The following is a 26,134-nucleotide window of genomic DNA, read 5'->3' on the forward strand; positions in this document are numbered from 1 at the left end:
ATCTATGATAATGAATATTCATTATCAATGGAGAATCGAGATTTTCTGGTTTTGGAGAGGTGGTTTTGTCGTTTCCCGGCGTGTCGGCACGACACGCCATGACCGACTTCCCCCCAGGGAGGGCATCTGCAACGTTCTGAAAAGAAGAGGGTTTTCGGTGCTTTAATGTGGGGCTTCAGTGAGCCGGGTCGAAACCCTCCCGAAGTCGGGCATGGCGCGTCGTGCCTGGGGAAGCGCCAGTAACCGCTAACCACCAGCCTTTCCCAACGACCCCCGCAGTCGCAACTCCGTCGCCAGCTCCACACTGCCAAGATCCGCACCGCCCTCGACCATGCGCACGATCATGTCCGCCGCCTCGCGGCCCATCCGCCGGTGCGGAACATGCACCGTGGCAATCCCCGGATCGGTCACCGTCGCCAGCTCAATATCGTCAAACCCCGTGATCGACACATCCTCCGGCACCCGAAGCCCCGCGGCCCGCGCCGCTTTCATTGCCCCGACGGCCAGAACGTCATTGCCGCACATCACCGCGGTGGGGCGCGTGCCGCCCGTCATCATCTCCGCAAAGGCCCGCGCCCCCTCCTCAATGCCATAGGGCGTCTCGATCACCCGCGTCACCTCCGCGCCGCCGGTCTCCCGCACCGCATCGCCAATTCCCTCGACCCTGGCACGTGCCCGGTCATTGGCCGCGCGCGGGGCGGAAATCACGCCGATCCGGCGATGCCCCAGCCGCAACACCTCCCGCGCCATCGCCGCCATCGCCTCCCGGTTGTCAAAACCAATCGACGGCGTGTCCCGCTCCGGATCATAAACCCAGGCCACCAGCACCGGTACTTTCTGAAGCCGCAGAAACTCCGCGACCTGCGCATCCCGCGCATGTCCGATCAGCAGCAGACCATCCGCGCCGCGCGCCATCAGCGTGCGGATCTGCTCCGCCTCCAGTTCCGCCTGGTATGAGAAACTCGCCACCAGCAGCGTCGCGCCATGCTCCCGCAGACCCTCCTGAAAGGCCTGAAGCCCGCGCGCGAAAATCGCGTTTTCCATGGTCGGGATGATCGCGCCAATGGTGTTCGTACGTTTCGCCGCCAGCACCCGCGCCCCGAAATTCGGCGAATAGCCCAGCCGCGCGACCGCCTCCATCACCCGTTCGCGGGTCCGCGCGGTGACCTGATTCGGCAGATTGAGACAGCGCGAGACCGTCGCGGTGGATACTTTCGCCTCCCGCGCCACGTCCTCAAGGGTTGGAACCGATCTGTTGCTCACCTGATTTTCCCGACTTTTTTTCCGTGGCGTCCGGCCGGTTTCCGGCCCGTTAACATTTTACCGGCTCCGCGCCGCAAATCTCTTGCAAATAGAAATGTAAGCGCTTACAAACCGAAAAACCAGCCCAAAACCGTGCAAAATGACATATCCAGCCGATTGTCGTCAGGAGGATCCCATGCCCCGCGAATACCTGAAGAAAGCCACCAGGACCGCCAGTTCCGACGCCTCCGACGTAAACGCCACGGTTCAGGAAATCCTCGACACAATCGAGAAAGGCGGGGACGCCGCCGCGCTCGACTACGCCGCCAAATTCGACAAATACGACGGCCCGGTCCTGCTCTCGGAAGAGGACATTGCCGCCGCCTCCGCGAAGGTCTCGCAGAAGCTGAAGGACGACATCGCCTTCGCCCATGACAACGTGCGCCGCTTTGCCGAGATCCAGAAATCCACCATGCAGGACGTGGAAATGGAAATCGTGCCGGGCCTCATCGCCGGTCAGAAAGCCATCCCCTGCGAGGCCGCGGGCTGCTACATTCCCGGCGGCCGCTACAGCCACATCGCCAGCGCCATCATGACCGTCACCACCGCCAAGGTCGCGGGCTGCGGTCACATCATGGCCTGCTCACCGCCCCGTCCGGGCGAGGGCATCGCACCGGCCATCATCCACACCGCCCATCTCTGCGGTGCCGATAAAATCCTCTCCATGGGCGGTGTCCAGGGCGTCGCGGCCATGACCTTCGGCCTGTTCGGTCTGCCCCAGGCCGACATTCTCGTGGGTCCCGGCAACCAGTTCGTGGCCGAGGCCAAGCGCATCCTTTTCGGCCGCGTCGGCATCGACATGATCGCCGGTCCCACCGACAGCCTCATCCTCGCCGATGACAGCGCCGATCCCTTCATCGTCGCCACCGACCTCGTGAGCCAGGCCGAACATGGCTACAACTCTCCGGTCTGGCTCGTCACCGACGACCGCGCCCTGGCTGAGAAGGTCATGGACCTCGTGCCGGGCCTCATTGCTGACCTGCCGGAAATGAACCGCAACAACGCTGAAGCCGCCTGGCGCGACTATGCCGAGGTCATCCTCTGCGGCGACCGCGAGGAAATGGCCGTCTGTTCCGACGAATACGCGCCCGAGCACCTGACCGTTCAGGCCCGCGACCTGACCTGGTGGCGCGACCGCCTGCGCTGCTACGGCTCGCTCTTCCTCGGCGAGGAAACCACCGTATCCTTTGGCGACAAGGCCTCCGGCCCGAACCACGTTCTGCCGACCTCGCGCTCCGCGAAATACACCGGCGGTCTCTCCGTCCACAAATACATGAAAATCGTCACCTGGCAGCAGGCCACCCGCGACGGCGCCCGCCCCGTGGCCGAGGCCACCGCGCGCATTTCCCGTCTTGAGGGGATGGAAGGTCACGCCCGCGCCGCCGATGCCCGTCTGCACAAATACTTCCCGGACGTGAATTTCGACCTCTCGGCAGCGGAATAAGATCGGATGACCGATCTCTTCGACGTCTCCGGCAAAATCGCCTGCGTCACCGGGGCCAGTTCCGGCCTCGGTCGCGCCGCCGCCGTCCTGCTCGCGGAACGCGGCGCGCGTGTGGTCGGTGTGGCCCGCCGTGCTGACACCCTGGATGAGATTGCCGCCGCGACCAATGGCGAAATGGCCACCGTTGCCGCCGACCTTCTCAACCGGGACACCCTGGCGGACACGGCGGCCCGCGTCGCGGAACCCTTCGGTGCGCCGGACATTCTGATCAACGCGGCCGGTCTCAACACCCGTGAACCCGCAGACGGCGTTACCGCCGAGGGCTGGGACGTGACGCTCAACCTCAATCTCTCCGCACCGTTTTTCATGGCCCAGGCTCTCGTCCCGGCCATGCGCGAAAAAGGCTGGGGCCGCATCGTCAATTTCGCCTCGCTCCAGTCCCGCCGCGCCTTTCAACACGGCATCAGCTACGGCGCGTCCAAGGGCGGCGTCGAACAGATGACCCGCGCCATGGCCGAGGCCTGGTCCGCCCACGGCATCAACGCCAACGCGGTCGCCCCTGGTTTCTTCCGCACCGAACTAACCGGCCCCGTCTTCGAGAACGCCGAACTGGCCGACCGTCTCGCCGCGCAGACTTGCATCGGCCGCAATGGCGTGCCGCAGGATCTCGACGGGCCGATGCTGTTCCTCTGCTCCGCGGCCTCCGACTATGTCACCGGCCAGGTGCTGTTCGTGGACGGGGGGTTCACCGCAAAATGAGGGCGCTCACCTGCACCGGCGTTGAAGCCTTCGACTACGGCGACGCACCCGACCCGGAGGTCCCGGAAGGCCACGCGCTTGTCAAAATCGCCGCCTCCGGCATCTGCGGCTCCGACATGCACGCCTATCTCGGCCATGACGAGCGCCGCCCGACACCGCTCATTCTGGGCCACGAGGCCGCGGGCATTGTGGTCTCCGGTCCCGACGCGGGCCGCCGCGTCACCATCAACCCGCTGGTGACCTGCGGCTCCTGCCTTGCCTGCCTGACGGGGCGCTCCAATCTCTGCGCCGAGCGCCAGATCCTCTCCATGCCGCCACGCCAGGGCACCTTCGCGGAATATGTGGCGGTGCCATCCCGCAATCTGGTCACGGTGCCCGATGACTTCCCGCTGGAAAAAGCGGCCCTGGCCGAGCCGCTCGCCTGCGGCTGGCACGGGGCCAAACGGGCCATTGAGGTCGCCGGCCCCCCGGTCGCCCTGCGCTGTCTTGCCATCGGGGGTGGAGCCATCGGCTTTGCCGCCGCCCTCAGCCTCCGGGCCATGGGCGCGCGGGACATCACCATTCTGGAGCCAAACCAGGTCCGCGCCGACTATCTCCGCGACCGCTGCGGCGAAACCGTACTGGCCCCGGACCACCTGGCCGAGGGCGACAGTTTCGACATTATAATAGACGGCGTCGGCTATGCCGCCACCCGCGAACTGGCCTCCGCCCGGGCACGGCCCGGCGGCGTCATCGTGCATATCGGACTGGGCGAAGCCACCGGGGGCCTCGACATTCGCCGCATGACCCTGCAGGAAATAACCTTCATCGGCATCTACACCTACACGGCCGCGGATTTCCGCGACACGGCGCAGGCGATGTTCGAGGGCCGTCTGGGGGACCTGAACTGGATCCTGACCCGCCCGCTGACCGACGGCGCACGGGCCTTCCAGGACATCCGGGCGGGGATACCCGCCGAACCGAAAACCGTTCTGCTGCCCGAGGGGGCAGGGGCGTGACGCGCCCCGCAGACCAAACCGGGATTACGAGGAGCAAAAAAGTGTCAATCAACAAACGGATCGTCGACGACCTTGTCGCGAACGACATCAGCTTCGTCACAACCGTGCCCTGCAAACAGCTGGCCGGTGTGATCGACGAGGTCGAGGCCCGCGAGGAAATCTTCCACATCCCCTCCAACAAGGAGGACGAGGGCATGGGGCTGTGCGCCGGTGCCTGGATGGGCGGCAAACGCCCGGCCATCATCATGCAGAACACCGCGATCGGCGTGACCATCAACACGCTCGCCACCCTGATCCAGTTCTACCGCATGCCTCTGCCCATGCTCATCAGCTACCGTGGCGAGCTGCGCGAGCCGGTGGCTTGTCAGGTTGAAATGGCCGTGCATACCAAGGCGCTGCTGAACCAGCTCAACATCCCAACCTATCACTTCCATCGCGAATCCGATGCCGCCGAGCTCGACGCGATCCTGAAATACACCTTCATGTGCAACAAACCCGTGGCGATTCTGACCGACGCCTCGTTCTGGGGAGGCTATGGCGACCAATGATCCGTTCCGAAATTCTGCGCGAAATCGCCCCGATCCTTCGTGACCAGCTCGTCATCTGCAATATCGGCCTGCCCAGTCAGGAACTGCACATGATCGACGACCAGCCGACCAATTTCTACATGCTCGGCACCATGGGTCTGTCCTCCTCCATCGGTCTCGGCGTGGCCCTTGCCCAGGACAAAACCGTCATCTCCATCGACGGCGACGGCTCCGTTCTGACCAATTTCGGCACCCTGCCGACCATCGCGAACAACGTGGCCGACAACTACATCCTGTTGATCATCGACAATGGCAGTTACGGCTCCACCGGTGACCAGCCGACCTATGCGGGCCGCAAAACCTCGCTGGCGGCCGTGGCGAAGGCCTGTGGATGCGAAAATGTCGTGGAATGTCAGGCGGAAGAGACGCCGAAGGTGCTCCAGGATGCCATCGACAGCAAGAAAATGACCATAATTGTGGCCAAATGTGAGAGCGGCAACGTCAAGGTTCCGGTCATCACCAAGGACCCGGTGGTCATCCGCGACCGCTTCATGAAAGCCGTGGCGTCCTAAGCCGCGGCCATGATGGGGCTCAGTCGAATCCAGTCCTTCGGGGACGCCCGCGCCGCCGCGCGCAGGCGTCTTCCATGGATGGTTTTCGACTATATCGACGGGGCCGCAGGGACCGGACATGGCGAGGCGCTGAACCTCGCCGCGATCCGCGACATACGGCTCCAGCCCCGCATTCTGGTCAATGTCGAACACCGTAACCTCGGCGTGCAGGTGTTTGACCACGCAGCAAAAATCCCATTCGGCATATCGCCCATGGGCATGTGCAACCTGTCCGCGCCTGGGGCCGATCTGATGCTGGCGCGGATGGCCGCGAAGCATCAGACGCCTGTGGGTGTGTCGACCGTGGCGTCGACCTCGCTGGAGACGATGATCGAGGCGGCGGAGGGGCATGCCTGGTTTCAGCTCTATTTCAGCGGCGACGGCTCCGGCACCAGCCGTCTGATCGAACGGGCGGAGGCGGCGGGCTATCGCACGCTGGTCATGACGCTCGACGTGCCGGAGGTGGGGCGCCGCCCGCGGGAGTTGCGGCGCGGTTTCAAAATGCCGTTTAAAATCGGGCCTTTACAGTTCATTGATTTCGCACTGCATCCGGTCTGGTCCCTGTCCACACTGGTCAAGGGCCGCCCGGATATGGCGAATTTCACCGAGCCTGGCTTCGGTTTTGACCGCACCGCCAGCCGCGCTGCTGCGGACTGGGGCTTCCTGGAACGCCTTCGGGAGCGGTGGAAGGGCAACCTGGTGGTCAAGGGCGTGACCTCGGTGGAGGATGCGGTGCGGCTGAAAGAGGTTGGTGTGGATGCCATTCAGGTCTCGTCCCACGGGGGGCGGCAGCTTGATGCCTGTCCGCCGCCGATTTTGGCACTTTCCCAAATAAGACAGGCACTTGGAGAGGGTTTTCCACTCTTCTATGACACCGGTATGCGCTCCGGGGAGGACGTGGTGCGGGCCTATGCGATGGGGGCGGATTTCGTGTTTTTCGGCCGCGCCATGCTCTATGCCATCGCCGCTGGCGGGGAGCAGGGTCTGACCCATTTCACCCGTATTCTGACCGACGAGATCAGCCTGACACTGGCGCAGATCGGGCGGGTGGACATGACCGGCCTGCCGGATACTCTGGCCGGTAGCTGACAGTAATTACCGTTTATTTGAAAGGGTTTACGATGCGAAGTGAACCCTCTATCTCCATCCCGTCCTGCATGTCCTCACTCAGTAATTCGCGGCATCCGGAGAGCAGCGCGGCGGAGACGATCATGGAATCGTAGACCGAGAGTTTGTAGCGGTCCGCCAGGGCCCGTCCGATGTCGTGAACCTCGGGGGTCAGGCTGACCACGTGGCAGAGATCCTGGACGGCGGTGAGGAACTCTCCGGCCTCGGTGAAGGACATTTTGGCCTTTTTGATACAGTTAACGAGTGCCTCGTTGAGTACCTGCACACTAATGACGCCGCCATCGCACAAAATCTTTTCGGCGATGTCGGATTTTTCACTGTCGTCAAGTAGATAGAGGACCACGTTCGTGTCGAGGAACCTATCGTTCATGAGCGAGTTCGCGCTCTATTCTTTCGTCCGCGGGCAGGCGGCCGCGAAAACGGCGCAGGTTCTCAAGGATTTCATCGCTTCTCTGGTCGCGGGACAGGGACAGTATTTTGCCGTCACCGATCAGGGAGACCTGGTCGCCCTCCTTCAGGCCCATTTCCTTAACGAGCCCGGCGGGCAGCCTGACGGCCAAACTGTTCCCCCATTTGGCAATCCGCATGATCGTTCTCCACAGTATATCCGCGGATATATTTACATATGCCGGGTGGAATCCGCAACGAAAATCCGCGAATTCGGTGCCATTTCCGGGATTATATCCATGTCCATAAGGCCTTTGAATCAAAGATATAAAGCATTTTCATAAAATTGTATGGGCCCTGTTAACCACGAGAGAGAGATCCGGTTTGCCGTTGAAAAAGTCGATCACGTTCTGCGCCGATCCGGTGGCCATCCGCTGCGACGCGCCGTCCGTGACACCGGCGATATGGGGGCTGAGAATGACCTGGTCGAAGCCCTTCAGCGGGTGGGCCTCTGCCGGGGGTTCGGGGTCGAACACGTCGATCCCGGCGGCGCCGACGCGACCGGATTTGAGGGCCTCAGCCAGGGCCAGTTCGTTCACGATGCCGCCGCGCGCGGTGTTCACGACGATGGTGCCGTCGCGCATGGCGTCGAACTCGGCCCGGTCGATCAGGGGGCGGTCGGATTTCGGCGCGGAGACGGAAACAACATCCGCCCAGGCCAGGGCCTCGTGCAGGTCGGGGGCAGGTTGTACCGGACCTTCGGGCCAGTTTTCGGCCGTGATGTACGGGTCATGGGCGCGGATGGTCATGCCGAAACCGGCCATCATGTTTGCGGTGTGCCGACCGATGCGGCCAAAGCCCAGAATGAGCAGATTGCGTCCGCGCAAGTCCTGAGATTCGAGGCTGTTGCGCCATTTCCAGGGGCCGTGGCGTACGGAGGCGTCGGCGCGCAGGACGCGTTTGGAAGCGGCCAGGATCATCATGCAGGCGTGCTCGGCCACGGAGTAGGAATTGACGTCACCGCAGACCATGAGCGGAATGCCACGGGCGTTCAGGGCCGGGACATCAACCGCGTCATAGCCCACGCCGTGGCGGCAGACGATGGCGAGCTTGCCCGCCCGTGCCAGCGTTTCGGCGCTCAGGGGCTGGGTGCGGATGATGAGTGCGTCGGCCCCGTCCACGAAGGGCGCGTAGCTTTCCTCGGTGATGTCGGGAATATGGTGGACCGTATGCCCGGCGTCCTTCAGAAGGGTCTGGCCGGACGGGTGCATGTTGCCGGCAACCAGGACATGGGGCATCGGTATTTTTCCTTTTCCAGCCGGTGGGTTGGTGATCGGCATTTGAGCCGGGGCGGGGTCGGTTGTAAGACGATGTCAGGGCATTGAAAAGGCCGGGGTTGCGGCCCCGGGCAATTGGAAGGGGGAGGTAGTTTCATGAACCGGATTGACGGAAAAATTGCCGTAGTGACGGGCGGCACGCAGGGTCTGGGACGGGCCATTGCACGGGCGTTTGCCGCCGCCGGGGCGGCGGGCATTGTCCTTGTGGGGCGGGGTCTGGAGAAGGGTCAGGCCGTTGCGGAGGAGATCCACGGCGAATTTGGCACTGACGTGCGGATGGTGGCCGCGGATCTGGGTAAGATGGCGGATGTTCGCCGGATCATGGCTGAGACGGATGCGGCGTTTGGACGGGTGGATATTCTGGTCAATGCGGCGGGGCTGACGGACCGGGGGAACATCCTGAACACGTCGGAGGAGCTGTTTGACCGGATGATTGCGGTCAATACGCGGGCGCCGTTTTTCCTGATCCAGGATGCGGCGAAAGTGATGATCCGGGAAGGGATCGAGGGGCGGATCGTGTCCATCGGGTCCATGTCGGAACTGGCGGGGCAGCCGTTTCTGGCGCCCTATTCGACCTCCAAGGGGGCGCTGGCGACGCTGACGCGGAATACGGCGTTCGCGCTGATGCGCAACCGGATCCATGTCAATCAGCTCTCGATTGGCTGGATGAATTCCGACCATGAGCGAAAGCTTGTGGAGAGCGAGACGGGTGATCCGGGCTTCATCGACCGGGCGGCGGCAGGCAAGCCGTTTGGGCGAATACTCGATCCGGACGAGGTGGCGAAGGCGGTTTTGTGGATGTGCTCGGAGGACAGCGGCATGATGACCGGGTCGGTGGTGAATTTCGACCAGTCGGTCTGGGGCGGGTATGACGACGCGCCGGTGCCGGAGGTGGCGCTGGATCTGCCCTGAGCCAGGGAACCGGGGGTGATGGGCCGAAGTTATCTTTCTGATGGCATTACACATCTGGTGTTCGGACTAACATATGTTAGGAACGGGCGAGGGTGGTGGACCCGACCGGAGCATCGCAGACAATGACGGATGACGCATTCCCGCTGACGCGGCGGTTCCTTCAGGGCCGCTCGCGCGACGCGCTCGACGCGCGGGAGCGGGGCGTGCTTGAGGGTCTGATCCAACGGGTGGAGCGCTTTACCGAGCCGGTGACGATCCTGGAGCGCGGGGCGGTTCTGGACCAGAGCACGATCCTGATCGAGGGCACCGTGGCGAGGGTGATCCATGAGGGCGGGCGGCGGCATATTGTGGCGCTGCATGTGCCCGGCGACTTCGTTGACCTGCATGCCTATGCGCTGAAACGGCTGGACCATGACGTGGTCTCCATCGGCACGGTTCAGGTGGGATACGCGCCCCATGCGGCGATTGATGATGTTCTGGCGACGGAGCCGAATTTGGCGCGGATGCTGTGGTATTCAACGCTTCTGGATGCGGCGATGCACCGGGAATGGATCATGAAACTGGAGCATCTGAGCGCGGATGGGCGGCTGGCGCATCTGATCGCGGAACTGTGGCAGAGGCTCTCGTTTGTGGACCTGGCCGGCGAGAGCGGGTTTGCGCTGCCGCTGACGCAGCAGGAGCTGGCGGATGCCTGCGGAACGACCTCAATTCACATGAACCGGACCGTGCGCAAGCTGCGCGAGGCGGGGGTTGTGGACATCTCGCGCGGGCAGGTGACGGTGATCGACCGGGAGGAACTGGCACGGATCGGGGCGTTCGATCCGGCGTATCTGTACGGCCAGGGTCCGCTGAAGCTGACATAGGCTATTGACTCCGCATAAATAAAACTAACTTGTGATTAGTATGGATGACGCGGGGGAGCCGCGGTCGTCCTTAAATGATGCGTGGTCCGCGACGGTCGGGTCATCGACAGGGGATGGAAACCTGATGAGCGTTCACGAGGAAAGCCTTGATCTCGCGCTGGATTTCGCGGGACTGGGGCGGTGGGAATACGATCCGGCCACGAAGAAGCAGGTCCTCGACCGGCGCTGCCGGATGCTGTTCGAGGTGAGCGAGGCTGAGGCCCAGGAGTTCGACAACACGTTTGCTCTGGTGCATCCCGATGATCAGGAGGACCTGAAGCGCGGGGTGGCGGCCATTCTGACCGAGGGTCAGGAGTTTCATCACAGGTTTCGGGTGCGGCGGAAGGCCGGGGGCTACAAATGGCTGCGCGGCATGGGGCGGCTGGTGAATAATGGCGGGCGGCCCAAACTGATCGGTGTGAGCCTCGACGTGACGGTTGAGGAGGAACTGCTGAGGGAGCGGGAACTGCATCTGGCGGAGATGAACCACCGGATCAAGAACATGTTCGCGATCGTGTCGGCCATGATTTCCAACGCCAACCGCGAGAGTGAAACGCGCGAGGACATGGTGTCGAACCTGCGCGGGCGGGTGTCGGCGCTGGACCGGGCGCATTCGCTGATGCTGCGCACGGATGTGACGCAGCCGGTTGGGTTGCGGCAGGTGCTGGAGTGTATCCTGGCGCCGGCACGGGGCGGGCAGGAGATCTCGCTGGAGGGGGATGACGTGATGATCCCCACGCGGCTTCTGATCCCGCTGGTTCTGATTGTGCATGAATGGGTGACCAATTCGGCCAAATATGGCGCGCTGCACGGGGATGATGGTGTGATCGAGGTGCGCTGGAGCAGTGATGGCGGCTTTGTGCGGGTGATCTGGCGAGAGAAGGTCGAGGTGCATGACCCGAACCCTGAGCCGGGTTTTGGCTCGCGGCTGATCCAGGCGTCGCTGTTGCAGCTGGGCGCGGAAAAGACTCGGAACTACGCGGATGGCTGGCTGACGATTGACATGACCCTGCCGCTTTGTGAGGGCGTGGAGGCGGTCTGAAGCGCGCCGGGCGGGGGTGTCTCACGCAGGTTTGATGCCACCGGGGGTCAATGCCGCAATGCAATATTTGCATGGCTAAAGTGTTGTGCGATCGCAGCATAAACTCTATGTTCAGTCTCAGAGATTGGTTCTACCTCCTCCCAGAGCCAATCGATACTAAAGGCGGCATCCACCTCCTCCCGGGTGCCGCCTTTATTTTTTTCCTGACATTGTGATTTTGGTTTGCGCGCGGGTGCCGTGGCGGATTTGCGTTTTGCGCCGGGTGTTTATGACGGAAATGTGACACGGGGCGTGGAGCGCGTTCCTTGCGCGGGCGCGTCGGTGCACCTGCCGTTTCCTGCTGAACGTGTCGTTGGGTGTGTGTGGCATGTGCCGGGGCCGGACCAGGTGGCCTGGGGCAGGCGTTGGTATGTTGCGCCTGCGTAATGAATTTCGCGCCTGCGGTTAGGCCGGTCGGTGTTTGGGTTTCCGGATGAGGATGGCCCAGATGAAGATGGCGGTGAGGACCAGGAAAAACAGGCTGTCGGGGCTGGTCAGGAAGATCATCGGGTTGCCGTCGTTCAGGGACAGGGCGCGGCGCAGGTACTGTTCGAGGTCGGGGCCGAGGATGAAACCGAGCAGCATGGAGACCGTCGAGTAGTTCTGCTTGCGCATGAAATAGGCGAGCACGCCGAAGACCACCGCCAGCGACATCTGGAAGATGGAGTAGGTGGCGACGTAGCTGCCCACCAGGGCCACGACCGCGATGCCGGTGTAGAGCAGGCCCTTGGGGATGGAGACGATCTTCACGAAGTAGGGGCCGAAGAGCCAGAGGGTCAGCGGAATCAGGATCAGCGCCGAGAAGAAGAGCGAGCCGAGCATGGGGCCGAGCAGGTCCGCCTGGTTTTCCAGAAGGCGGGGTCCGGGCTGAAGGCCGTTGATGACGAGGACGCCCAGAACGATGGCCGTGGTGGGGTCGCCGGGGATACCGAACATCAGCATTGGGACGAAGGCGCCGCCACACATGGAGTTGTTGGCGGCCTCGGCGGCGGCGATGCCCTCGCGGCTGCCGTGGCCGTATTCCTCCGGTTTTTTGGAGGAGGAGCGGGCCATGGCGTAGGAGACGAACGCGGCCATGGAACCGCCCGCGCCGGGCAAAATGCCGATGCCGTAGCCGATGAAGGCGGAACGGATATAGGCGATCAGGCCGATCTCGCGGATCTCGGACAGGGGCGGGATGAAGTCGCGGCGGCGGATGACAACCTTTTTGGCTTTTTCAAGGGTGGAGCCGAGATTGTCCTTCCACGATTCCGACTGCATCAGAACCTCGGAAATGGCGAAGGCGCCGATCACGATGGGCATGATGTCGATGCCTTCCACCAGGGTCTCGGTGCCGAAGTTGAAGCGGGGGATGGGCTGAAGGACGTCGATGCCGACGGTGGCGATCATGATGCCGAGAAGAGTGGCGACGAAGCCCTTGGCAATGTTCGATTTATCGACGATCACGATGACGACCAGCGCGAAGAGGACGAGGGAGAACTTGCCCGGTGTGCGGATGAGCAGGGAGATCTCGGCGGCAACCGGCATGAAAGCCATCAGAAGCACGGCGCCGATGGTGCCGCCGATGATGGAGCCGATGGCGGCGTGGCCGAGCGCGTTGGCGCCAAACCCCTTGTTCACCAGCTTGTTACCCTCGACGGCTGTCATCATGGATGAGGGTGCGCCGGGGATGTTGATGGTGGTTGCGGTGATGGAGCCGGAATACATGCCGGCCATGAAGATCGAGGCGCACATCACGAGCGCCGGGACCACGTCGATGGTGTAGGTGATGGGCAGCAGCAGGGCGATGGCGAGCACGGATGTGAGGCCCGGCATGGCGCCAAAGAAAGTGCCGATCAGGAAGCCCGCGACCATGAAGGCGATGACCTTTGGATCGAGCAGCGCGGACATGCCGCCGAGTACGTCAACGAAGATATCCATCAGAGAAAGCCCTGGGTCAGCGATGGCAGGCGCACCCCGAATATGCCTGCGAAAAGGCCGTAGAAGGCGGCGGTGACGCCGATGGCGGCGGCCGCGAAATGGAGGGGTTTGCCGGTCTGGAAGCGGAAGATCAGGAACAGCGCGGAGCTGAAGGCCAGGGTCGCGAGGGTGTAGCCGAGCGGGCGGAAGAGGGCAATGTAGCCCGCCGTGGCGATGATTACGAAGAGGGGCCGGATGAGTTCACGGACCGGGCCGTCCGCCGTGGGGTTTCGAAGCTCGGAGAACAGCACGACCGCGAGGGCCACATACATCAGCAGCGCCACGAGGATGGGCATTGAGCGGGGGCTCATTTCGCCGGGCTGGGCGAACTGGGTGCGGATGTCGAAGGCCGCCGCGAGATAGATGGATGTGACGATCAGCAGAAACAGGGGGAGCAGGACGCCGGTCCTGATGAGCGGTGCGCGTTCGGCCATTGGGTGTCTCCTGCGGGTACGGCACCGGAGAGTGACCTCCGGTGCCGCGCCGTTTTTTGGACCTGGGTGGGATTACTGGCTGAGAACGCCGCTTTCGACCAGGGCGTCCATCTCGGTGAAGAGACCCTGTGCGGTTTCCCCGGCCCAGGTGTCGAGCTCCTCACCCGCGAGCCAGTTGGGGGTCACGCCGATGGTGGCGAGCCAGTCCTGGAACTCGTCTGAGTTGTAGGCGGTCTCGTAGGCCGTCTCGATATGGGCGACCACGTCCTCCGGCGTGCCGGCGGGGGCCGCGATGACGATGAAGGATCCGTTCAGCAGGTCAACACCGGCCTCGGGTGCGGTGGGCACGTCGTAGGTCGGGTTTTTGGCGTCGGAGAACTCAACGATACCGCGGGCGGTTCCGTCCTCAATCAGGTTGGCGAAGTCGCCGAGCGAGGTCAGGACCACGTCGACCTCATCGGAGAGCAGGGCCTCTTTCTGCGGTGCGGCGCCGCCGGGGTAGGAGACGACTTTGAATTCGGCACCGGTGATGTTCTGAAGCTGCAGAAGTGTCAGGTGGACGCGACCGCCGAGGTTCTGGACGCCGACGCGGACCTGGCCGGGATCGGCCTTCGCCGCCTCAACGAGATCGTCGAGGGTCTGGTAGTCGGAATTGGCGTCAACGATGATCGCGTCGGCCTCGCTGGTGATGCGGGCGATCAGGTCGAGTTTTTCCATTTTGTAGCTCGGGAGCATGCCCTGCCACGGGACGGTGACGACGCTGTCATAGGTCAGCGCGCCGAGGGTGTAGCCGTCGGGTTTGGCGCTCATCACCTGGCCTACGCCGGTGGCGGAGACGCCGCCCTCGATGTTTTCGACGTAGATGGTGCCGCCGAAGTTTTCCTCGGCCAGGGACGTGACCTTGCGGACGATGCCGTCGGTGCCGCCGCCCGCGCCCCAGGGCACGACCATGCGCACGTCGCGCTCCGGGTAGTCGGCCAGTGCGGCCAGGGGAACGAGGGCCGTGGTCATCACGGCGGCTGCGCCGATAAGGGTGCGTTTCATCATGTGTCTCCTCCAAGACTGGTGGCGGCTGGTCCCGCCCTGAACTGTTGTGGCCGGGCGCTCCGGCCCGTGTCATCGGGGGGTTGTGAGGTTTTCACCGGCCCCGGAATGTCGGTTGCTGTTGCGTCGCCAGCAACTGATACATTACTATATGACTTGCGATGAAGCTGGCAAGCCTCTTTCATGGCGGTTGGCCTAAACTTTATAAAGCGTTGAAAAACAGAGGAGAAACGACTTGATCTACGATCACCGGACCTACACCTGCCGTCCTGGAACGATTCAGAAGCACTTCAAACTTTACGGTGAGCATGGCTATGACGTGCAGCGTCGGCATCTTGGGGAGCCGGTGGTTTACGGCCATGTCGAAACGGGCGACGTCAACTCGTATGTGCATATCTGGGCCTATGAGGATGCCGCCGACCGCGCGAAAAAACGCGCGGCCCTCAATGCCGATCCGGAGTGGAAGGCGTATCTGGCCAGGAGCGCGGAGGCCGGTTACCTGGTGTCCCAGGTCAACCAGATCATGGTGCCCACGCCGTTCTACAAACCCGCTTCCTGAGCCCTCAGTCCGCGGGCAGGTCCATGCGGCCGGTGAGGAAATCGAGCTCGGCGAGGTCGGTTTCCGTCAGCCGGGGGCCGGGGGTGCGCAGGGCGTTTGAGGCCAGCGCACCGCGGCGGCGCATCATCTCCTTGCGGATGGCGATGCCCCACTGGCCCTGGGCCTCGTGTTTCAGGAGCGGCAGGAACCGGTTGAAGAGGTCGTGGGCGCCGGCGCGGTCGCCCGCGGTCATCAGGTCATACACGCCCGAGAGCATTTCGGGGTAGGAAAACCCGGCCATGGGACCGTCCGCGCCACGTTCCATTTCCTGGATCAGGTACTGGCCGTTATTGCCGGTCAGGATGCGCACGGGTCTTGTCAGCTCGGCCCGCAGGCGGGTGATTTTTGTGGGGGAGGGGAAGTCCTCCTCCTTGATGACGGCGATCTGGGGGAAGGCGTTCAGGAGCCGGTCGATGGCGGGCACGGACATGACGACGCCGGAGGAGGCGGGGAAGTCCTGGAGCACGGTGGGCACGTCGCCGGTGCGTTCAAACACGGTGTCGAAATAGCGCAGCAGGTCCTCATCGGTGCGGACGCTGCCGGGTGGGCAGATCATCACGGCGTCGCTGCCCTCGGCCATGACCTGGGCCGTGACCTCGACAAGGGTGGCGAGGTTGGGGCTGGAGACGCCGGCGATGATGCGGTGGCCGCCCGCGGCTTTTACGTAGCGGGAGGCGACGGCGACGGTTTCATCGACGGTGAGTTTTTGCGCCTCGCCGGAGACGCCGAGGACGGTCAGGCCCTGCGCCCCGTGGCGGTAGTAGAAGGCCGAGAGGCTGTCGATGCTGTCGTAATCGACGGCGCCGTCATCGGTGAACGGGGTTTGGGCGACGACGTGCAGGCCTTTGGTGTCTGAGAGCATGGGTCCTCCGTTCGCGGCCTGGTGGGTCGCGGTGTTGTTGTGTCAGGTTTTTGGTTGGGGGCGCGGGGCCCGTCAGGCGAAATAGTCCTTGTGGCGGTTGCGGAATTCGTCCGCCCAGCCGGTTGGTTTGTGGGTGTGGGTGCGGATCTCGTGCACGGCCAGTTCGGCGTCGCCTTCCTCGATGGCCGCGACGATGCGTTCATGGCCGTCGATGATGCCGTTCAGGCGTCCGTCGGAATGGGTCTGGAGCCTGCGGACGCGGTCGAGATCGCCGGTGCGGGAGCGCAGGAGCGCGTGCAGGTTGGTGTGGCCCACGGCCTCGAACATGAGGAAATGGAAATACTCGTCAAGTTCCTGGAAGCGGCGCAGCTGGTCCGCGTGGGGGGCGACGTCCTTTTGCAGAGCGATGACGGTGCGGAGTTTTGCGAGGGTTTCCGGGTCGGGCGCGGCGGCGAGTTTGGCGCCAACCTCCGACTCGAGAGCCTGGCGGAGGAACAGGGCCTCGCCAATGCGCTCCATGTTGATGCGGGTGACCAGGGTGCGGGACTGCGGATAGATGCGGATCAGACCGTCCTGGTCGAGCTTCTGCATGGCGTCGCGCAGGGGGGTTTGGCTGACCTCATATTCGCGGGCCAGTTCGGCGCGGGTCAGGGCGGTGCCGGGGGGAAGTTCGAGCGAAAGGATGCGCTGACGCAGGTCGTCGTAGATGCGTGATGAGGCCATCGTGCGGCCCATCGGGTTGTCTATTCGCATCATGTCGAGTGCGGCGTTCATTGGTTTTTCCATCCCTGCGTCCTGACCTGTCCTGTCGGTTCCTGACAGGAAACCGCATTTTGGGTCCGGTTGACCATACTCATAAACTAAAATATTAGTGCATGACAAGTCTTGCGGCGCCCGGTATACCACCATGCCGGTCCGGACAGGTGACGTCTGCCGCGCGGTTTTGATGGAGAATCCGCGTGGACGGAGTTGGGCGGGGCCGGGGCACGGGCGTTGTGCCGGTCGGAAAATAATCAAGTGATGTCAGCCGACTGGCGGGCACATTTCAGGAGTGAGGAGAACAACACATGATCGCACCCGTCGAGTTGCGCGAAATTATCCGGCACGGGCTGCTGTCCTTTCCGGTGACGCCGTTTGATGCCGAGGACCGTTTTGCGCCGAAACCGTTTCAGGCGCATCTGGAGTGGCTGAAACCCCATAAGGTTGCGGGTCTGATCGTGGCGGGCGGCACTGGCGAGATGTTTTCGCTGACCCCCGGTGAGATCGTGAGCGTTGTTAAGGTGGCGCGCGAAGTGGCCGGGGACGGGCCGGTGATCGCGGGCTGTGGCTATGGCGTGCGCGTGGCCTGTGATCTGGCGCGGGAGATCGAGGCCGCGGGTGGTGACGGTATTCTGCTGCTGCCGCACTACCTGACGGAAGGGCCGCAGGAAGGTGTGGCGAACCGTATCCGGGCCGTCTGTAAGGCGACGAATATGGCGGTGATTGTCTACAACCGTGGGCAGGCCCGGGTGTCGGCGGAGACGCTGGAGCAGCTGGCCGATGAGTGTCCGAACCTGATCGGGTTCAAGGACGGGACCGGTGACATTGATACGGTGCGGCGGGTGACCGTGAAACTGGGCGACCGGCTGTCCTATATTGGCGGGATGCCGACCCATGAGCTTTTCGCGCAGGCCTATCGCGGGGCGGGGATGCCGACCTATTCCTCGGCGGTGTTCAACTTCGTGCCGGAGACCGCGCTGGAGTTTCATGGGGCGTTCCTGGCCGGGGATGACGCGAAATGTGAGCGGATGCTTCAGGAGTTCTACTACCCGTTTGCGAAAATTCGCGACCGGTGTCCGGGGTATGCGGTTTCGGCCATCAAGGCGGGCGTGGCCCTGCGCGGGTTTGAGACGGGGCATGTGCGCGCGCCGCTGACCGACCTTACGGATGAGGAACGGGAGATGATGCGGGACCTGATCGCGGACCGTAACTAGGCTGCACCGGTCCGGTCGTTGGATTGATCCGATGGCCGGACAGGCGCTCGACAATTTTGCCCGGATGGTGTGACAGTGTCCGCACAAAAGGCGTGCCTCGCGGATGGACCGGACAGAGGCATATGAGGGAGGAATTCAGAGTGGGTGTTCAGAAACGTACGGGCGGTCAGGTTCTGGTGGATCAGCTGCTGATCCATGGGGCGGACCGGGCATTTTGCGTGCCGGGGGAGAGCTATCTTGAGGTGCTCGACGCGCTGCATGACGTGCGTGACCGGTTCACACTCTATAATGCGCGCCATGAGGCGGGGGCCGCGGATATGGCGGAGGCCTATGGCAAGCTGACGGGCCAGCCGGGCATTTGCATGGTGACGCGGGGGCCGGGGGCCTGTCAGGCGGCGGTGGGCGTGCATATCGCCCAGCAGGATTCGACGCCGATGATTTTGCTGGTCGGCCAGGTGGGCCGGGACACGATGGACCGCGAAAGCTTCCAGGAAGTGGATTACCGGCAGATGTTTGGCACGGTGGCTAAATGGGCCGCGCAGATTGATGACGCGGCGCGGGTGCCGGAATACATGGCGCGGGCGTTTCGGGTGGCGACCTCCGGACGGCCGGGGCCGGTGGTTCTGGCGCTGCCGGAGGACATGTTGACGGATGTTGTGTCGGTTGAGGACGCGAAGCCCTATGTGCCGAATGTGCCCGCCCTGACAGCGGAGGATGCGGGTTCGGTGATGGAGGCCCTGGCTCAGGCGGAGAAACCGCTGGTGCTGGTCGGTGGGCCGGGCTGGAGCGATGGGGGCGCGGCGGATCTGCTGGCCTTTGCGGAGGCCAATGCCCTGCCGGTTGCCACGAGTTTCAGGCGGCAGGATCTGATTGAGAACCGGTCGGAATACTACGTGGGTGATTTCGGGACCGGTGTGGCGCCGAGCCTGGTGAAGCGGCTGGCGGAGGCGGATCTGCTGCTGGTGATTGGGGCACGGCTGGGCGAGATTACCACGAAGACCTATTCGACCCTGTCGGTGCCGACGCCTGCGCAGACACTGGTGCATATCCATGTGGATGCCAATGAGATCGGGCGGGTCTATTCGCCCGCGTTTGCGGCGGTGTCCGGGCCGGATGCGGCGGTGCGGGCCCTGCGGAACGCGGAGCCGGTGGAGCGCGACGGCGCGTGGTGCAATACGCTGCGGGAGGAATACCTGGCGGACAGTGAGCCGCCGCCCCATGATCATCCGCTCGATATGGGCCAGGCCATGGCGGATGTGCGGGACATGATCCCGGAGGATGCGGTGATCACGCTTGATGCGGGCAACCACACGGGCTGGGCGCAGCGGTTTTTGCGCTATGGACGGCCGGGGCGGCAGATCGGATCGACCTGTGGCTCGATGGGTTATGCGGTACCCGCGGCCGTGGCGGCGTCGCTCGTGGATCCGAAGCGGCAGGCGATCGGGTTTGTCGGGGATGGCGGTTTCATGATGAGCGGGATGGAGATTGCCACCGCCGTTCAGCACGGGGGTCGACCGATCATTTTGCTATTTAACAACCGGATTTACGGGACGATCCGAATGCATCAGGAGAGGGAGCATCCGGAGCGGGTTTCGGGTACGGATATTGTCACCAGCGACTTCGGGCAAATCGCCAGGGGGCTGGGTGCCGCGCATCAGTGCATCACGCGGACGGAGGAATTCAAACCGGCCCTGCTGGCGGCGTTTAAGCATGACGGACCGACGGTTCTGGAGCTGATGACCGACCCGGAGCAGATCTCGACACGAACGACGATTTCGAAACTGCGGGGCGGCTGAGGCGCGTAAATTCCGGGCAGGTGTGAAGATTTTCAAGCCTTTGTGCCGGGAGGCTCTTGCATTGTTGTGAAAGACTTTGAAAATGGAATGCCATATTCCATGCGTGTCTTTTCTTAAGGTGTAGAGTGGCTGAAAATCCGGACGGGAGGGCGGGCGGGGAGCCGACCGCCATTGCGCAATGGGTCGCGGGAATTTTGCGCGACCGTATCGTGAAGGGCGTCCTGTCGCCCGGGTCGCGGATCGTGGAGCGGCGGATTTCGGCGGAATTTGACGTGTCGCGGACGCCGGTGCGGGAGGCTTTGAAGCTGATTGAGGCGGATGGGCTGATCGTGATTTCGCGCAATCGCGGGGCGCAGGTTTTACAGTACGAGCCCCAGGAGGCGCGGGAGCTGTTTGATGTGATCGCGGCGATTGAGAGCCTGGCGGCGGAGCGGCTGGCCGGGTCGATCAGCGATGCGGTTCTCGATGAGCTGGAGGAGCTGCATGACCGGATGCTGACCTATCACAAGGTCGGCAACCATACGGATTATTTCGACACGAATTCCGAGATCCACGACCATATAATAGCGAGCTGCGGCAATCCGATTTTGTTGGAGACGCATACGCGGCTGATGGGCCGGGCGCGGCGGGGGCGGTTTTTGGCGATCATGCAGCCCGCGCGTCTGACCGAGGCGGTGGCGGAGCATGAGGAGATGATGGCGGCGCTGCGTGCGCGCGATCCCGAACGCGCGGCACGCATCTGGCGGCAGCATCTTTTGCATACGGGGGAGACGGTGGCCTCCCTCCTTGAGGCGAATGCCGCGATGGCGGGCTAGGACGCGGCCCGCGCCCAGAGTTTTTGGGCGGTGGCGTGGGCCTCGGTGATGACGTCCTCCATGTTGACGCGGGTGGGTCGGCGGTCGCGGATGAGCCATTCTCCCTGGACCATGACGTTGGTGACATTGGCGGCGGAGCCGGAATGGGCCACGATACCGAAGCCGTCCAGGACCGGGTGCAGGTTGGGGGCAAGCGGGTCGAGCAGGATCAGGTCGGCGGGGTCGCCCACGCGGAGCATTCCGGTGGCGTCGTGACCTTTGAGGGCCTGCGCCCCGGCGGTGGTGGCCCAGCCGAAGACTTCCCTGGCGTTGAAATCGAAGGACATTCCGGCGCGCCAGCGGGCGGTGGCGAGGCTCATGCGCATGGCCTCGAACATGTCGGCGGATTTTGTGTCGGTGCAGAGCGTGATGCGGGCGGCGGCGCAGAAAGAGGCGTTGCCGATGGGGGCGTGGGCGACAACGGCGTTGGCCTGACCGAAGCGGGATATGTCGCTGTCGCTCATGAAGATGCAGTGGGCGGCGATGAGGTCGGGGGAGAGCAGACCGAGATCGTCAAGGAATTCGGTGGGGGTCATGCCCTCACGGGCGATGAGCTGGTCGACTTCCCATTGGGACTGGCTGAGATGGGTGTGGACCTGTTTGCCGGTTTTCGCCGCGATGTCGCGCATTTCGGTGAAGATGTCGCGGGAGCAGCTGTCGGGTGCGTGGGGGGCGAGGATGGTGGAGATGCGGTCGTGGCCGTCCCATTTTTCGATGACGTCCAGTGCGGCGCGGAGGGTTTCATCGCCGAGGGTCGTGTCGCGTTCAAAGCGGCCTTCGGCCAGTGCGGCGGTGTCCATGTCCATGACGCGGCCGCCGATCATGGCGCGCAGACCGAACTCGTCGGCGGCCTGGGCGAGCGCCTCGGGGCAGCGGTAGTAATCGACGATGGTCGTGGCCCCGGCGCAGAGCATTTCCATGACGCCGAGACGGGCGAGGGCGAGCGTGTCCTCCTCAGACAGCCAATGCCCCTGTGGGACGCCGGGGATGTAGGCGGGGGCGAAGCCTTTGTCCTCGACCATGCCGCGCACGATCATCAGGGGGGAGTGGTTGTGGGTGTTCACGAGACCGGGCAGGCAGAGGGCCCCCCTGGCATCCATTTCCGCGTCACCGTCGTTGCGGGCGAGGGAGCGTCCGATTTCGGTGATGGTTCCCGCGTCATCAATCCGGAGGTCCGTTGAGGTTTGGACGTCTGAGTCGGATGTGACGAGCGTGGCGTTTCTCAAATGGAATGCCATTTTTGTTTTCCTTCTGCTTTGAAATGAGGCAACCGGCCTGGGCGGGTGCCTCATTTTTGAATTCAACCCGGTTTTATTGACGATTCTGCCCGTCCGGGGTCGCATATCGGGGCTCAAAATGAGCTAACTCAAATGGCATTCCATTTTCAAGTCGGCATTAGAATCGGCCAAGGACAACCGCTAACCACTCCCTGACAGGACCAAGAGGAACGTCATGACACGCTTGCTTTCCAACGGCACCTCCCGCCGAAATTTTCTCAAGACCTCAACCATTGCCGCGGCGGGAACGCTCGCCGCTCCGTCGATTTTGCGCGCCCAGTCCAGCGAGATCGTGATCGGCTGTGCCGGGTCCCACACGGCCTGGATGGAGCAGATCGTGACGCCGCACATGAAGGAGGCGATTGGGGCCGACATTCTGTTTGAGGGCACCAAGTCGTCGGTGAACCTCGAGAAAATGGCGTCGAACGCCGACGCGCCGTACCTGTCCGTGGTGCAGATGGACGACCCGGTGATGATCCAGGCGGTTGAGGCGGATCTTCTGACGCCGATCACGCCGGACGCGGTGGGCAACATGACCGATCTGCGCGGGGACGCGGTGCATATGGACGGCATGTGGTGCAACTACGTGCAGCCCTGGGCGGGCGTGGCCTACAACACCGATTTCTCCGAGGGCGTGCCCTCCTGGGAGGCGCTGTGGGATCCGCAGAATGCGGGTCAGGTGATCATCCCGTCGCTGCAGAACACGGAAGGCATGTGGACGCTGTTCGTGGCGGCGATGCTGGGATCGGGCAAGCCTTTCTCCGAAGCGCAGTACGAGATTGAGGCGGCCTTCGCGAAGCTCGAGGAACTGAAACCCAACCTGCTGTCGGTTTATACGACCATGAGCCAGGCGTTTAACCTGCTGGAGCAGGGCGAGATTTCGATGCTCTCGGGCAACTTCTCTTCCTACACGCTGCCGCGCAAGAACGAGGGTGTGCCGGTTGATCTGGCCGCTCCGTCGGAAGGCATTTTCGCGATGCCCTCGGGTATCTGTCTCGTGAAGGGCGGGCCGAACCCGGAGCTGGCGCAGGCTTACGTGAACGAGATGCTCGGGCCGAAGATGCAGGCGGAGATTGCCGATTTCGCCTCCTCCGTGCCGGCCAACACCACGGTGACCGCGGGTGCGGTGGTGCCTGAGGGCGTGCCGATTTTCAGCCCGGACTGGGTCTTTGTGGCCGAAAACCGTCGCGAATGGATCGAGCGTTTCGACAAGCTGATGGCGATTTAAGGGCCGGGTGAAGGGACATGACTTTGGAACAGGGCAACTTCCCGCGTCACTATCTTGAGGCCTGGGGCATTGCGAAATCCTTTAAGGGCACCCGGGTCATGTCCGACATGAACTTTCGGGTGGAGCGGGGGGAGCTTGTGTCTCTCCTCGGTCCGTCCGGATGTGGCAAATCGACGCTGTTGCGGATTATCGCGGGGCTTCTTGAGGCCGATGAGGGGGCCGTGGTGCTGGGCGGGCGGGAGATTACCCGCTTTCCGGCGCATAAGCGGAACGTGTCGGTGGTGTTTCAGAACTACGCGCTGTTTCCGCATCTGACCGTGGCCGAGAACGTGGCTTTTGGGCTGCGGGCGCGGGGGATGGCGAAGTCGGCCACGGGTGCGCCGGTCAGTGAGGCCCTGTCGCTGGTGCGGATGACGGAGTTTGCGGACCGGCCGATTTCGGCCCTGTCCGGTGGACAGCAGCAGCGCGTGGCGGTGGCGCGGGCGCTGGTGGTCGGCCCGGATCTTCTGCTGCTCGATGAGCCGTTTTCGGCGCTGGACCGGAAGCTGCGCGAGACGATGCAGGTGGAACTGAAATCGCTTCTGCTCGACCGGGGGATTACGGCGGTGTTCGTGACCCACGACCAGGAAGAAGCGATGGGCGTGTCGGACCGGATCGCGGTGATGAATGCGGGCCGGATTGAGCAGTTTGCCGATCCCTCGACGCTCTATGCCCGTCCTGCCTCGCCGTTCGTGATGGATTTCGTTGGGCTGTCGACGCGGATTTCAGGCCGGGTGCTCGGCTCTGATGCCGGGACGATTGCGGTCGAAACGGCCTATGGGCGGCTGTCGGCGCGCGGTGATGTGGCAGTTGGAAAGGATGTGCTGCTCGGGGTGCGGCCGGAACTCATTGCGGTGGAAGCGGGCGAGAACACGATCGGTGTGCCGCTGACGGATGTGATGGTTCTGGGGTCGAAGACCGTGCTGCACGGGACCGCGCGGGGCGGGGACCGTATCCTGTGTGAACTGCCGGGTATTCGTGGCGGGTTGAAACGCGGTGATGCGGTGACACTTGGCTGGGCGGTGGATGACACACTGGCCTATGAGGTTGCGCCATGACCGCGCGGGTTGACCGGATTGCGCTGCTGGCGGTGCCGGGGCTGGCGTATCTGGCGGTGATTTATGCGTTGCCGCTCCTGATGCTGCTGGCGAAGTCGATCCGCACGGCGGACGGGGTTTCCTTTGCTGAATATGCCGCGTTTTTCTCGGATGAGTACAACATGCGGGTGCTGTGGCGGACGTTGCGGGTGGCGGCGCTGACGACCGTTCTGGCCCTGGTGATTGCCTATCCGACTGCCTTTGCGATGAGCCGGGCGAAGGGGCCGTGGTTGACGGTTTTCCTGGTGGCGATGGTGTTGCCCATGTCGCTGGGCGTGGTGGTCAAGGCGTTCGCGTGGTCGATCCTGTTCCGGGCGAACGGGTTTCTCAACAGCACGTTGCAGTGGATTGGGCTGACCGATGGGCCGGTGCGGATGCTGTTTACCGAGACGGCCCTGGTGGTGGGTGCGGCGAACGTGTTTCTGCCGTTTATGGTGCTGCCGATTTATGCGGTGGTGCGCCAGCTGGACAGCCGGTTGCCCGAGGCCGCGGCCTCGCTGGGGGCTTCGCCGATGTTTCGGTTTTTTAACGTGACGCTGCCCCTGACCCTGCCCGGTGTGGTGGCGGGGTCGGCGTTCACCTTTTCCATGGCGATTTCGATGTATGTGATCCCGTCGCTGATTGTGGGGGAACGTCAGCAGACGATGTCGATGCTGATCGCGCGCAGCTTCCTGTATCTGCGCAATGAGCTGCTGGGGTCGACCATTTCCGCCGTTCTGCTGGCCATCGCGATCTTCGTGGTCGTGTTCTCAAGCTGGCTGGCCCGTCGTCTGGGAGCGCGTCAATGACCCAAACCGATCGCATTTTCCGCGCGCTGAGCTGGATTGTCGGCCTGATCTGCGTGGTTTTTCTGATGCTGCCGATTGTGATTACGGTGGCGGCGTCCTTTACCTCCTCGCCGGTTTACACGCTGCCGCCGCCGGAATGGTCGCTGCGCTGGTATGTCTCGCTTGAGCGTCAGTCGGGGCTTTGGGATGCGGTGCTTCTGTCGCTGAACCTTGCGTTGATCTCGACGCTGATCTCGCTGGTGCTTGGCACGCTTGCGTCCATTGCGGTGACGCGGGGGAATTTCCGGGGGCGGGAGGCGGTTGCGACCTTTGCGGTGTCGCCGCTGATGATGCCGGGGCTGGTTGTGGGTGTGGCGCTGCTTCAGTTCTTTCGTGAGATCGGGCTGAGGGACGCGTATTTCTCGCTGCTGCTGGGGCATATTGTCATCACGCTGCCCTTTGTGATGCGCACGCTGCTGGCCTCGATGAGCGCGTTTGATTTCTCGATGATCGATGCGGCGCGGACGCTGGGGCTGAGCTATCCGAAGGCGATATTGAAGGTGCTCGTGCCCAACCTGGCGCCGGCCTATCTGACCTCGGGACTGTTCGCGTTTCTCGCGTCGATGGACAACTATCCGATTTCGATTTTCCTCACGGATGCGCGCAACAAGACGCTGCCGATCAAGATGCTCCAGTACCTGGAGGAACAGCCGGACCCGTCGCTGGCGGCGATGTCCTCGGGGCTCATTCTGCTGGCGATTGTCGTTTTGGTCTTTGGGGCCCGGACGGTTGGCCTCAACCGCATGATCCAGGGGTGA

The 26,134-nt window shown here is 63.2% G+C and carries 27 protein-coding genes; 17 read left to right on the forward strand and 10 right to left on the reverse strand.

The genetic code is table 11. The features are described from left to right. Positions 1-246 precede the first annotated feature (246 nt). Positions 247-1,263 carry a LacI family DNA-binding transcriptional regulator gene (locus tag ACP15P_RS14295; protein ID WP_424929153.1) on the reverse strand — a complete coding sequence of 339 codons (1,017 nt, stop codon included), beginning with the start codon at positions 1,261-1,263 and terminating at the stop codon, positions 247-249. A 175-nt stretch (positions 1,264-1,438) separates the two neighbouring features. Here ACP15P_RS14295 and hisD point away from each other — a divergent pair, with 175 nt between their 5' ends. From hisD to ACP15P_RS14325, 6 genes are read left to right on the forward strand one after another with little or no spacing between them, the layout of a single operon-like run. Next, positions 1,439-2,746 carry a histidinol dehydrogenase gene (hisD, locus tag ACP15P_RS14300; protein WP_424929154.1) on the forward strand — a complete coding sequence of 436 codons (1,308 nt, stop codon included), beginning with the start codon at positions 1,439-1,441 and terminating at the stop codon, positions 2,744-2,746. A 6-nt stretch (positions 2,747-2,752) separates the two neighbouring features. After that, positions 2,753-3,505, forward strand: coding sequence for an SDR family NAD(P)-dependent oxidoreductase (locus ACP15P_RS14305; RefSeq protein WP_424929155.1), 753 nt, complete (start codon positions 2,753-2,755; stop codon positions 3,503-3,505). Next, a complete protein-coding gene (locus tag ACP15P_RS14310) occupies positions 3,502-4,503 on the forward strand; it encodes a zinc-dependent alcohol dehydrogenase (protein ID WP_424929156.1) in 1,002 nt (333 codons plus the stop codon). The genes ACP15P_RS14305 and ACP15P_RS14310 overlap by 4 nt, the downstream gene beginning before the upstream one ends. A 41-nt stretch (positions 4,504-4,544) precedes the next feature. Next, positions 4,545-5,051: a sulfopyruvate decarboxylase subunit alpha gene (locus tag ACP15P_RS14315; RefSeq protein ID WP_424929157.1), complete on the forward strand. Its 507-nt coding sequence runs from the start codon at positions 4,545-4,547 to the stop codon at positions 5,049-5,051. Further along, complete coding sequence (comE, locus tag ACP15P_RS14320) at positions 5,048-5,602, forward strand: sulfopyruvate decarboxylase subunit beta (protein ID WP_424929158.1); 555 nt, start codon at positions 5,048-5,050, stop codon at positions 5,600-5,602. Before ACP15P_RS14315 ends, comE begins: the two co-directional genes overlap by 4 nt. A 12-nt stretch (positions 5,603-5,614) precedes the next feature. Beyond that, positions 5,615-6,730 carry an alpha-hydroxy acid oxidase gene (locus tag ACP15P_RS14325; RefSeq protein WP_424929247.1) on the forward strand — a complete coding sequence of 372 codons (1,116 nt, stop codon included), beginning with the start codon at positions 5,615-5,617 and terminating at the stop codon, positions 6,728-6,730. A gap of 13 nt (positions 6,731-6,743) precedes the next feature. Here the strand turns inward: ACP15P_RS14325 and ACP15P_RS14330 are convergent, their stop codons facing one another. The 3 genes from ACP15P_RS14330 to ACP15P_RS14340 form a co-directional block, all read right to left on the reverse strand. Continuing rightward, positions 6,744-7,139 (reverse strand): PIN domain-containing protein, encoded by a 396-nt coding sequence (locus ACP15P_RS14330; protein WP_424929159.1) that lies wholly within the window; start codon positions 7,137-7,139, stop codon positions 6,744-6,746. Continuing rightward, the gene (locus tag ACP15P_RS14335; RefSeq protein WP_424929160.1) at positions 7,129-7,356 is read right to left on the reverse strand and encodes an AbrB/MazE/SpoVT family DNA-binding domain-containing protein; all 228 of its coding nucleotides are present in this window, start codon (positions 7,354-7,356) and stop codon (positions 7,129-7,131) included. The genes ACP15P_RS14330 and ACP15P_RS14335 overlap by 11 nt, the downstream gene beginning before the upstream one ends. 138 nt (positions 7,357-7,494) lie before the next feature. After that, entirely contained in the window at positions 7,495-8,454 is a 960-nt protein-coding gene (locus ACP15P_RS14340; RefSeq protein ID WP_424929161.1) for a hydroxyacid dehydrogenase, read from the reverse strand. A 135-nt stretch (positions 8,455-8,589) separates the two neighbouring features. On the opposite strand from ACP15P_RS14340, the gene ACP15P_RS14345 reads away from it, so the two are divergent. The 3 genes from ACP15P_RS14345 to ACP15P_RS14355 all read left to right on the forward strand — a co-directional run bounded on the left by ACP15P_RS14345 (position 8,590) and on the right by ACP15P_RS14355 (position 11,349). After that, a complete protein-coding gene (locus tag ACP15P_RS14345) occupies positions 8,590-9,405 on the forward strand; it encodes an SDR family oxidoreductase (RefSeq protein ID WP_424929162.1) in 816 nt (271 codons plus the stop codon). Between the two features lie 122 nt (positions 9,406-9,527). Continuing rightward, positions 9,528-10,268, forward strand: coding sequence for a Crp/Fnr family transcriptional regulator (locus ACP15P_RS14350; protein ID WP_424929163.1), 741 nt, complete (start codon positions 9,528-9,530; stop codon positions 10,266-10,268). Between the two features lie 124 nt (positions 10,269-10,392). Beyond that, the gene (locus tag ACP15P_RS14355; protein WP_424929164.1) at positions 10,393-11,349 is read left to right on the forward strand and encodes a sensor histidine kinase; all 957 of its coding nucleotides are present in this window, start codon (positions 10,393-10,395) and stop codon (positions 11,347-11,349) included. A 444-nt stretch (positions 11,350-11,793) separates the two neighbouring features. On the opposite strand, the gene ACP15P_RS14360 is transcribed toward ACP15P_RS14355, so the two are convergent. The 3 genes from ACP15P_RS14360 to ACP15P_RS14370 all read right to left on the reverse strand — a co-directional run bounded on the left by ACP15P_RS14360 (position 11,794) and on the right by ACP15P_RS14370 (position 14,828). Next, positions 11,794-13,308, reverse strand: coding sequence for a tripartite tricarboxylate transporter permease (locus tag ACP15P_RS14360; protein ID WP_424929165.1), 1,515 nt, complete (start codon positions 13,306-13,308; stop codon positions 11,794-11,796). Further along, complete coding sequence (locus tag ACP15P_RS14365) at positions 13,308-13,781, reverse strand: tripartite tricarboxylate transporter TctB family protein (protein WP_424929166.1); 474 nt, start codon at positions 13,779-13,781, stop codon at positions 13,308-13,310. The genes ACP15P_RS14360 and ACP15P_RS14365 overlap by 1 nt, the downstream gene beginning before the upstream one ends. A gap of 72 nt (positions 13,782-13,853) precedes the next feature. Then, a complete protein-coding gene (locus tag ACP15P_RS14370) occupies positions 13,854-14,828 on the reverse strand; it encodes a Bug family tripartite tricarboxylate transporter substrate binding protein (protein ID WP_424929167.1) in 975 nt (324 codons plus the stop codon). Positions 14,829-15,060: 232 nt separating this feature from the next. Between ACP15P_RS14370 and ACP15P_RS14375 the strand changes: the two genes are divergently transcribed. Continuing rightward, positions 15,061-15,384, forward strand: coding sequence for an NIPSNAP family protein (locus ACP15P_RS14375; RefSeq protein WP_424929168.1), 324 nt, complete (start codon positions 15,061-15,063; stop codon positions 15,382-15,384). 4 nt (positions 15,385-15,388) lie between these two features. Here the strand turns inward: ACP15P_RS14375 and ACP15P_RS14380 are convergent, their stop codons facing one another. Further along, on the reverse strand, positions 15,389-16,285 hold the full coding sequence (locus tag ACP15P_RS14380; RefSeq protein ID WP_424929169.1) for a dihydrodipicolinate synthase family protein: 897 nt from the start codon (positions 16,283-16,285) through the stop codon (positions 15,389-15,391). 72 nt (positions 16,286-16,357) lie between these two features. Continuing rightward, complete coding sequence (locus tag ACP15P_RS14385; RefSeq protein ID WP_424929170.1) at positions 16,358-17,071, reverse strand: GntR family transcriptional regulator; 714 nt, start codon at positions 17,069-17,071, stop codon at positions 16,358-16,360. A gap of 281 nt (positions 17,072-17,352) precedes the next feature. Between ACP15P_RS14385 and ACP15P_RS14390 the strand changes: the two genes are divergently transcribed. From ACP15P_RS14390 to ACP15P_RS14400, 3 genes are all read left to right on the forward strand, one after another. Continuing rightward, positions 17,353-18,258 carry a 5-dehydro-4-deoxyglucarate dehydratase gene (locus ACP15P_RS14390; protein WP_424929171.1) on the forward strand — a complete coding sequence of 302 codons (906 nt, stop codon included), beginning with the start codon at positions 17,353-17,355 and terminating at the stop codon, positions 18,256-18,258. A 140-nt stretch (positions 18,259-18,398) separates the two neighbouring features. Continuing rightward, positions 18,399-20,054, forward strand: coding sequence for a thiamine pyrophosphate-dependent enzyme (locus ACP15P_RS14395; RefSeq protein WP_424929172.1), 1,656 nt, complete (start codon positions 18,399-18,401; stop codon positions 20,052-20,054). A 125-nt stretch (positions 20,055-20,179) separates the two neighbouring features. Next, a complete protein-coding gene (locus ACP15P_RS14400) occupies positions 20,180-20,869 on the forward strand; it encodes a GntR family transcriptional regulator (protein ID WP_424929173.1) in 690 nt (229 codons plus the stop codon). Here ACP15P_RS14400 and ACP15P_RS14405 read toward each other — a convergent pair. Then, on the reverse strand, positions 20,866-22,146 hold the full coding sequence (locus ACP15P_RS14405; RefSeq protein WP_424929174.1) for an amidohydrolase family protein: 1,281 nt from the start codon (positions 22,144-22,146) through the stop codon (positions 20,866-20,868). The genes ACP15P_RS14400 and ACP15P_RS14405 overlap by 4 nt on opposite strands. A gap of 214 nt (positions 22,147-22,360) precedes the next feature. Here ACP15P_RS14405 and ACP15P_RS14410 point away from each other — a divergent pair, with 214 nt between their 5' ends. The 4 genes from ACP15P_RS14410 to ACP15P_RS14425 are packed head-to-tail and all read left to right on the forward strand — an operon-like array spanning position 22,361 to position 26,134. Continuing rightward, a complete protein-coding gene (locus tag ACP15P_RS14410) occupies positions 22,361-23,413 on the forward strand; it encodes an extracellular solute-binding protein (protein ID WP_424929175.1) in 1,053 nt (350 codons plus the stop codon). 17 nt (positions 23,414-23,430) lie between these two features. Continuing rightward, entirely contained in the window at positions 23,431-24,510 is a 1,080-nt protein-coding gene (locus ACP15P_RS14415; RefSeq protein ID WP_424929176.1) for an ABC transporter ATP-binding protein, read from the forward strand. After that, positions 24,507-25,337, forward strand: coding sequence for an ABC transporter permease (locus ACP15P_RS14420; RefSeq protein ID WP_424929177.1), 831 nt, complete (start codon positions 24,507-24,509; stop codon positions 25,335-25,337). Before ACP15P_RS14415 ends, ACP15P_RS14420 begins: the two co-directional genes overlap by 4 nt. Next, positions 25,334-26,134 (forward strand): ABC transporter permease, encoded by an 801-nt coding sequence (locus tag ACP15P_RS14425; RefSeq protein ID WP_424929178.1) that lies wholly within the window; start codon positions 25,334-25,336, stop codon positions 26,132-26,134. Before ACP15P_RS14420 ends, ACP15P_RS14425 begins: the two co-directional genes overlap by 4 nt.

This window comes from Amaricoccus tamworthensis, from assembly GCF_049800875.1.
Lineage (GTDB): Bacteria > Pseudomonadota > Alphaproteobacteria > Rhodobacterales > Rhodobacteraceae > Amaricoccus > Amaricoccus tamworthensis.

What these genes read in the sequence shown, in the direction of transcription:
- hisD (WP_424929154.1), top strand. Translation starts at nt 1,439, where the DNA reads ATGCCCCGCGAATACCTGAAGAAAGCCACCAGGACCGCCAGTTCCGAC.
- ACP15P_RS14305 (WP_424929155.1), top strand. Translation starts at nt 2,753, where the DNA reads ATGACCGATCTCTTCGACGTCTCCGGCAAAATCGCCTGCGTCACCGGG.
- ACP15P_RS14310 (WP_424929156.1), top strand. Translation starts at nt 3,502, where the DNA reads ATGAGGGCGCTCACCTGCACCGGCGTTGAAGCCTTCGACTACGGCGAC.
- comE (WP_424929158.1), top strand. Translation starts at nt 5,048, where the DNA reads ATGATCCGTTCCGAAATTCTGCGCGAAATCGCCCCGATCCTTCGTGAC.
- ACP15P_RS14325 (WP_424929247.1), top strand. Translation starts at nt 5,615, where the DNA reads ATGGGGCTCAGTCGAATCCAGTCCTTCGGGGACGCCCGCGCCGCCGCG.
- ACP15P_RS14330 (WP_424929159.1), bottom strand. Translation starts at nt 7,139, where the DNA reads ATGAACGATAGGTTCCTCGACACGAACGTGGTCCTCTATCTACTTGAC.
- ACP15P_RS14335 (WP_424929160.1), bottom strand. Translation starts at nt 7,356, where the DNA reads ATGCGGATTGCCAAATGGGGGAACAGTTTGGCCGTCAGGCTGCCCGCC.
- ACP15P_RS14340 (WP_424929161.1), bottom strand. Translation starts at nt 8,454, where the DNA reads ATGCCCCATGTCCTGGTTGCCGGCAACATGCACCCGTCCGGCCAGACC.
- ACP15P_RS14345 (WP_424929162.1), top strand. Translation starts at nt 8,590, where the DNA reads ATGAACCGGATTGACGGAAAAATTGCCGTAGTGACGGGCGGCACGCAG.
- ACP15P_RS14350 (WP_424929163.1), top strand. Translation starts at nt 9,528, where the DNA reads ATGACGGATGACGCATTCCCGCTGACGCGGCGGTTCCTTCAGGGCCGC.
- ACP15P_RS14355 (WP_424929164.1), top strand. Translation starts at nt 10,393, where the DNA reads ATGAGCGTTCACGAGGAAAGCCTTGATCTCGCGCTGGATTTCGCGGGA.
- ACP15P_RS14360 (WP_424929165.1), bottom strand. Translation starts at nt 13,308, where the DNA reads ATGGATATCTTCGTTGACGTACTCGGCGGCATGTCCGCGCTGCTCGAT.
- ACP15P_RS14365 (WP_424929166.1), bottom strand. Translation starts at nt 13,781, where the DNA reads ATGGCCGAACGCGCACCGCTCATCAGGACCGGCGTCCTGCTCCCCCTG.
- ACP15P_RS14370 (WP_424929167.1), bottom strand. Translation starts at nt 14,828, where the DNA reads ATGATGAAACGCACCCTTATCGGCGCAGCCGCCGTGATGACCACGGCC.
- ACP15P_RS14380 (WP_424929169.1), bottom strand. Translation starts at nt 16,285, where the DNA reads ATGCTCTCAGACACCAAAGGCCTGCACGTCGTCGCCCAAACCCCGTTC.
- ACP15P_RS14385 (WP_424929170.1), bottom strand. Translation starts at nt 17,071, where the DNA reads ATGGAAAAACCAATGAACGCCGCACTCGACATGATGCGAATAGACAAC.
- ACP15P_RS14390 (WP_424929171.1), top strand. Translation starts at nt 17,353, where the DNA reads ATGATCGCACCCGTCGAGTTGCGCGAAATTATCCGGCACGGGCTGCTG.
- ACP15P_RS14405 (WP_424929174.1), bottom strand. Translation starts at nt 22,146, where the DNA reads ATGGCATTCCATTTGAGAAACGCCACGCTCGTCACATCCGACTCAGAC.
- ACP15P_RS14410 (WP_424929175.1), top strand. Translation starts at nt 22,361, where the DNA reads ATGACACGCTTGCTTTCCAACGGCACCTCCCGCCGAAATTTTCTCAAG.
- ACP15P_RS14415 (WP_424929176.1), top strand. Translation starts at nt 23,431, where the DNA reads ATGACTTTGGAACAGGGCAACTTCCCGCGTCACTATCTTGAGGCCTGG.
- ACP15P_RS14420 (WP_424929177.1), top strand. Translation starts at nt 24,507, where the DNA reads ATGACCGCGCGGGTTGACCGGATTGCGCTGCTGGCGGTGCCGGGGCTG.
- ACP15P_RS14425 (WP_424929178.1), top strand. Translation starts at nt 25,334, where the DNA reads ATGACCCAAACCGATCGCATTTTCCGCGCGCTGAGCTGGATTGTCGGC.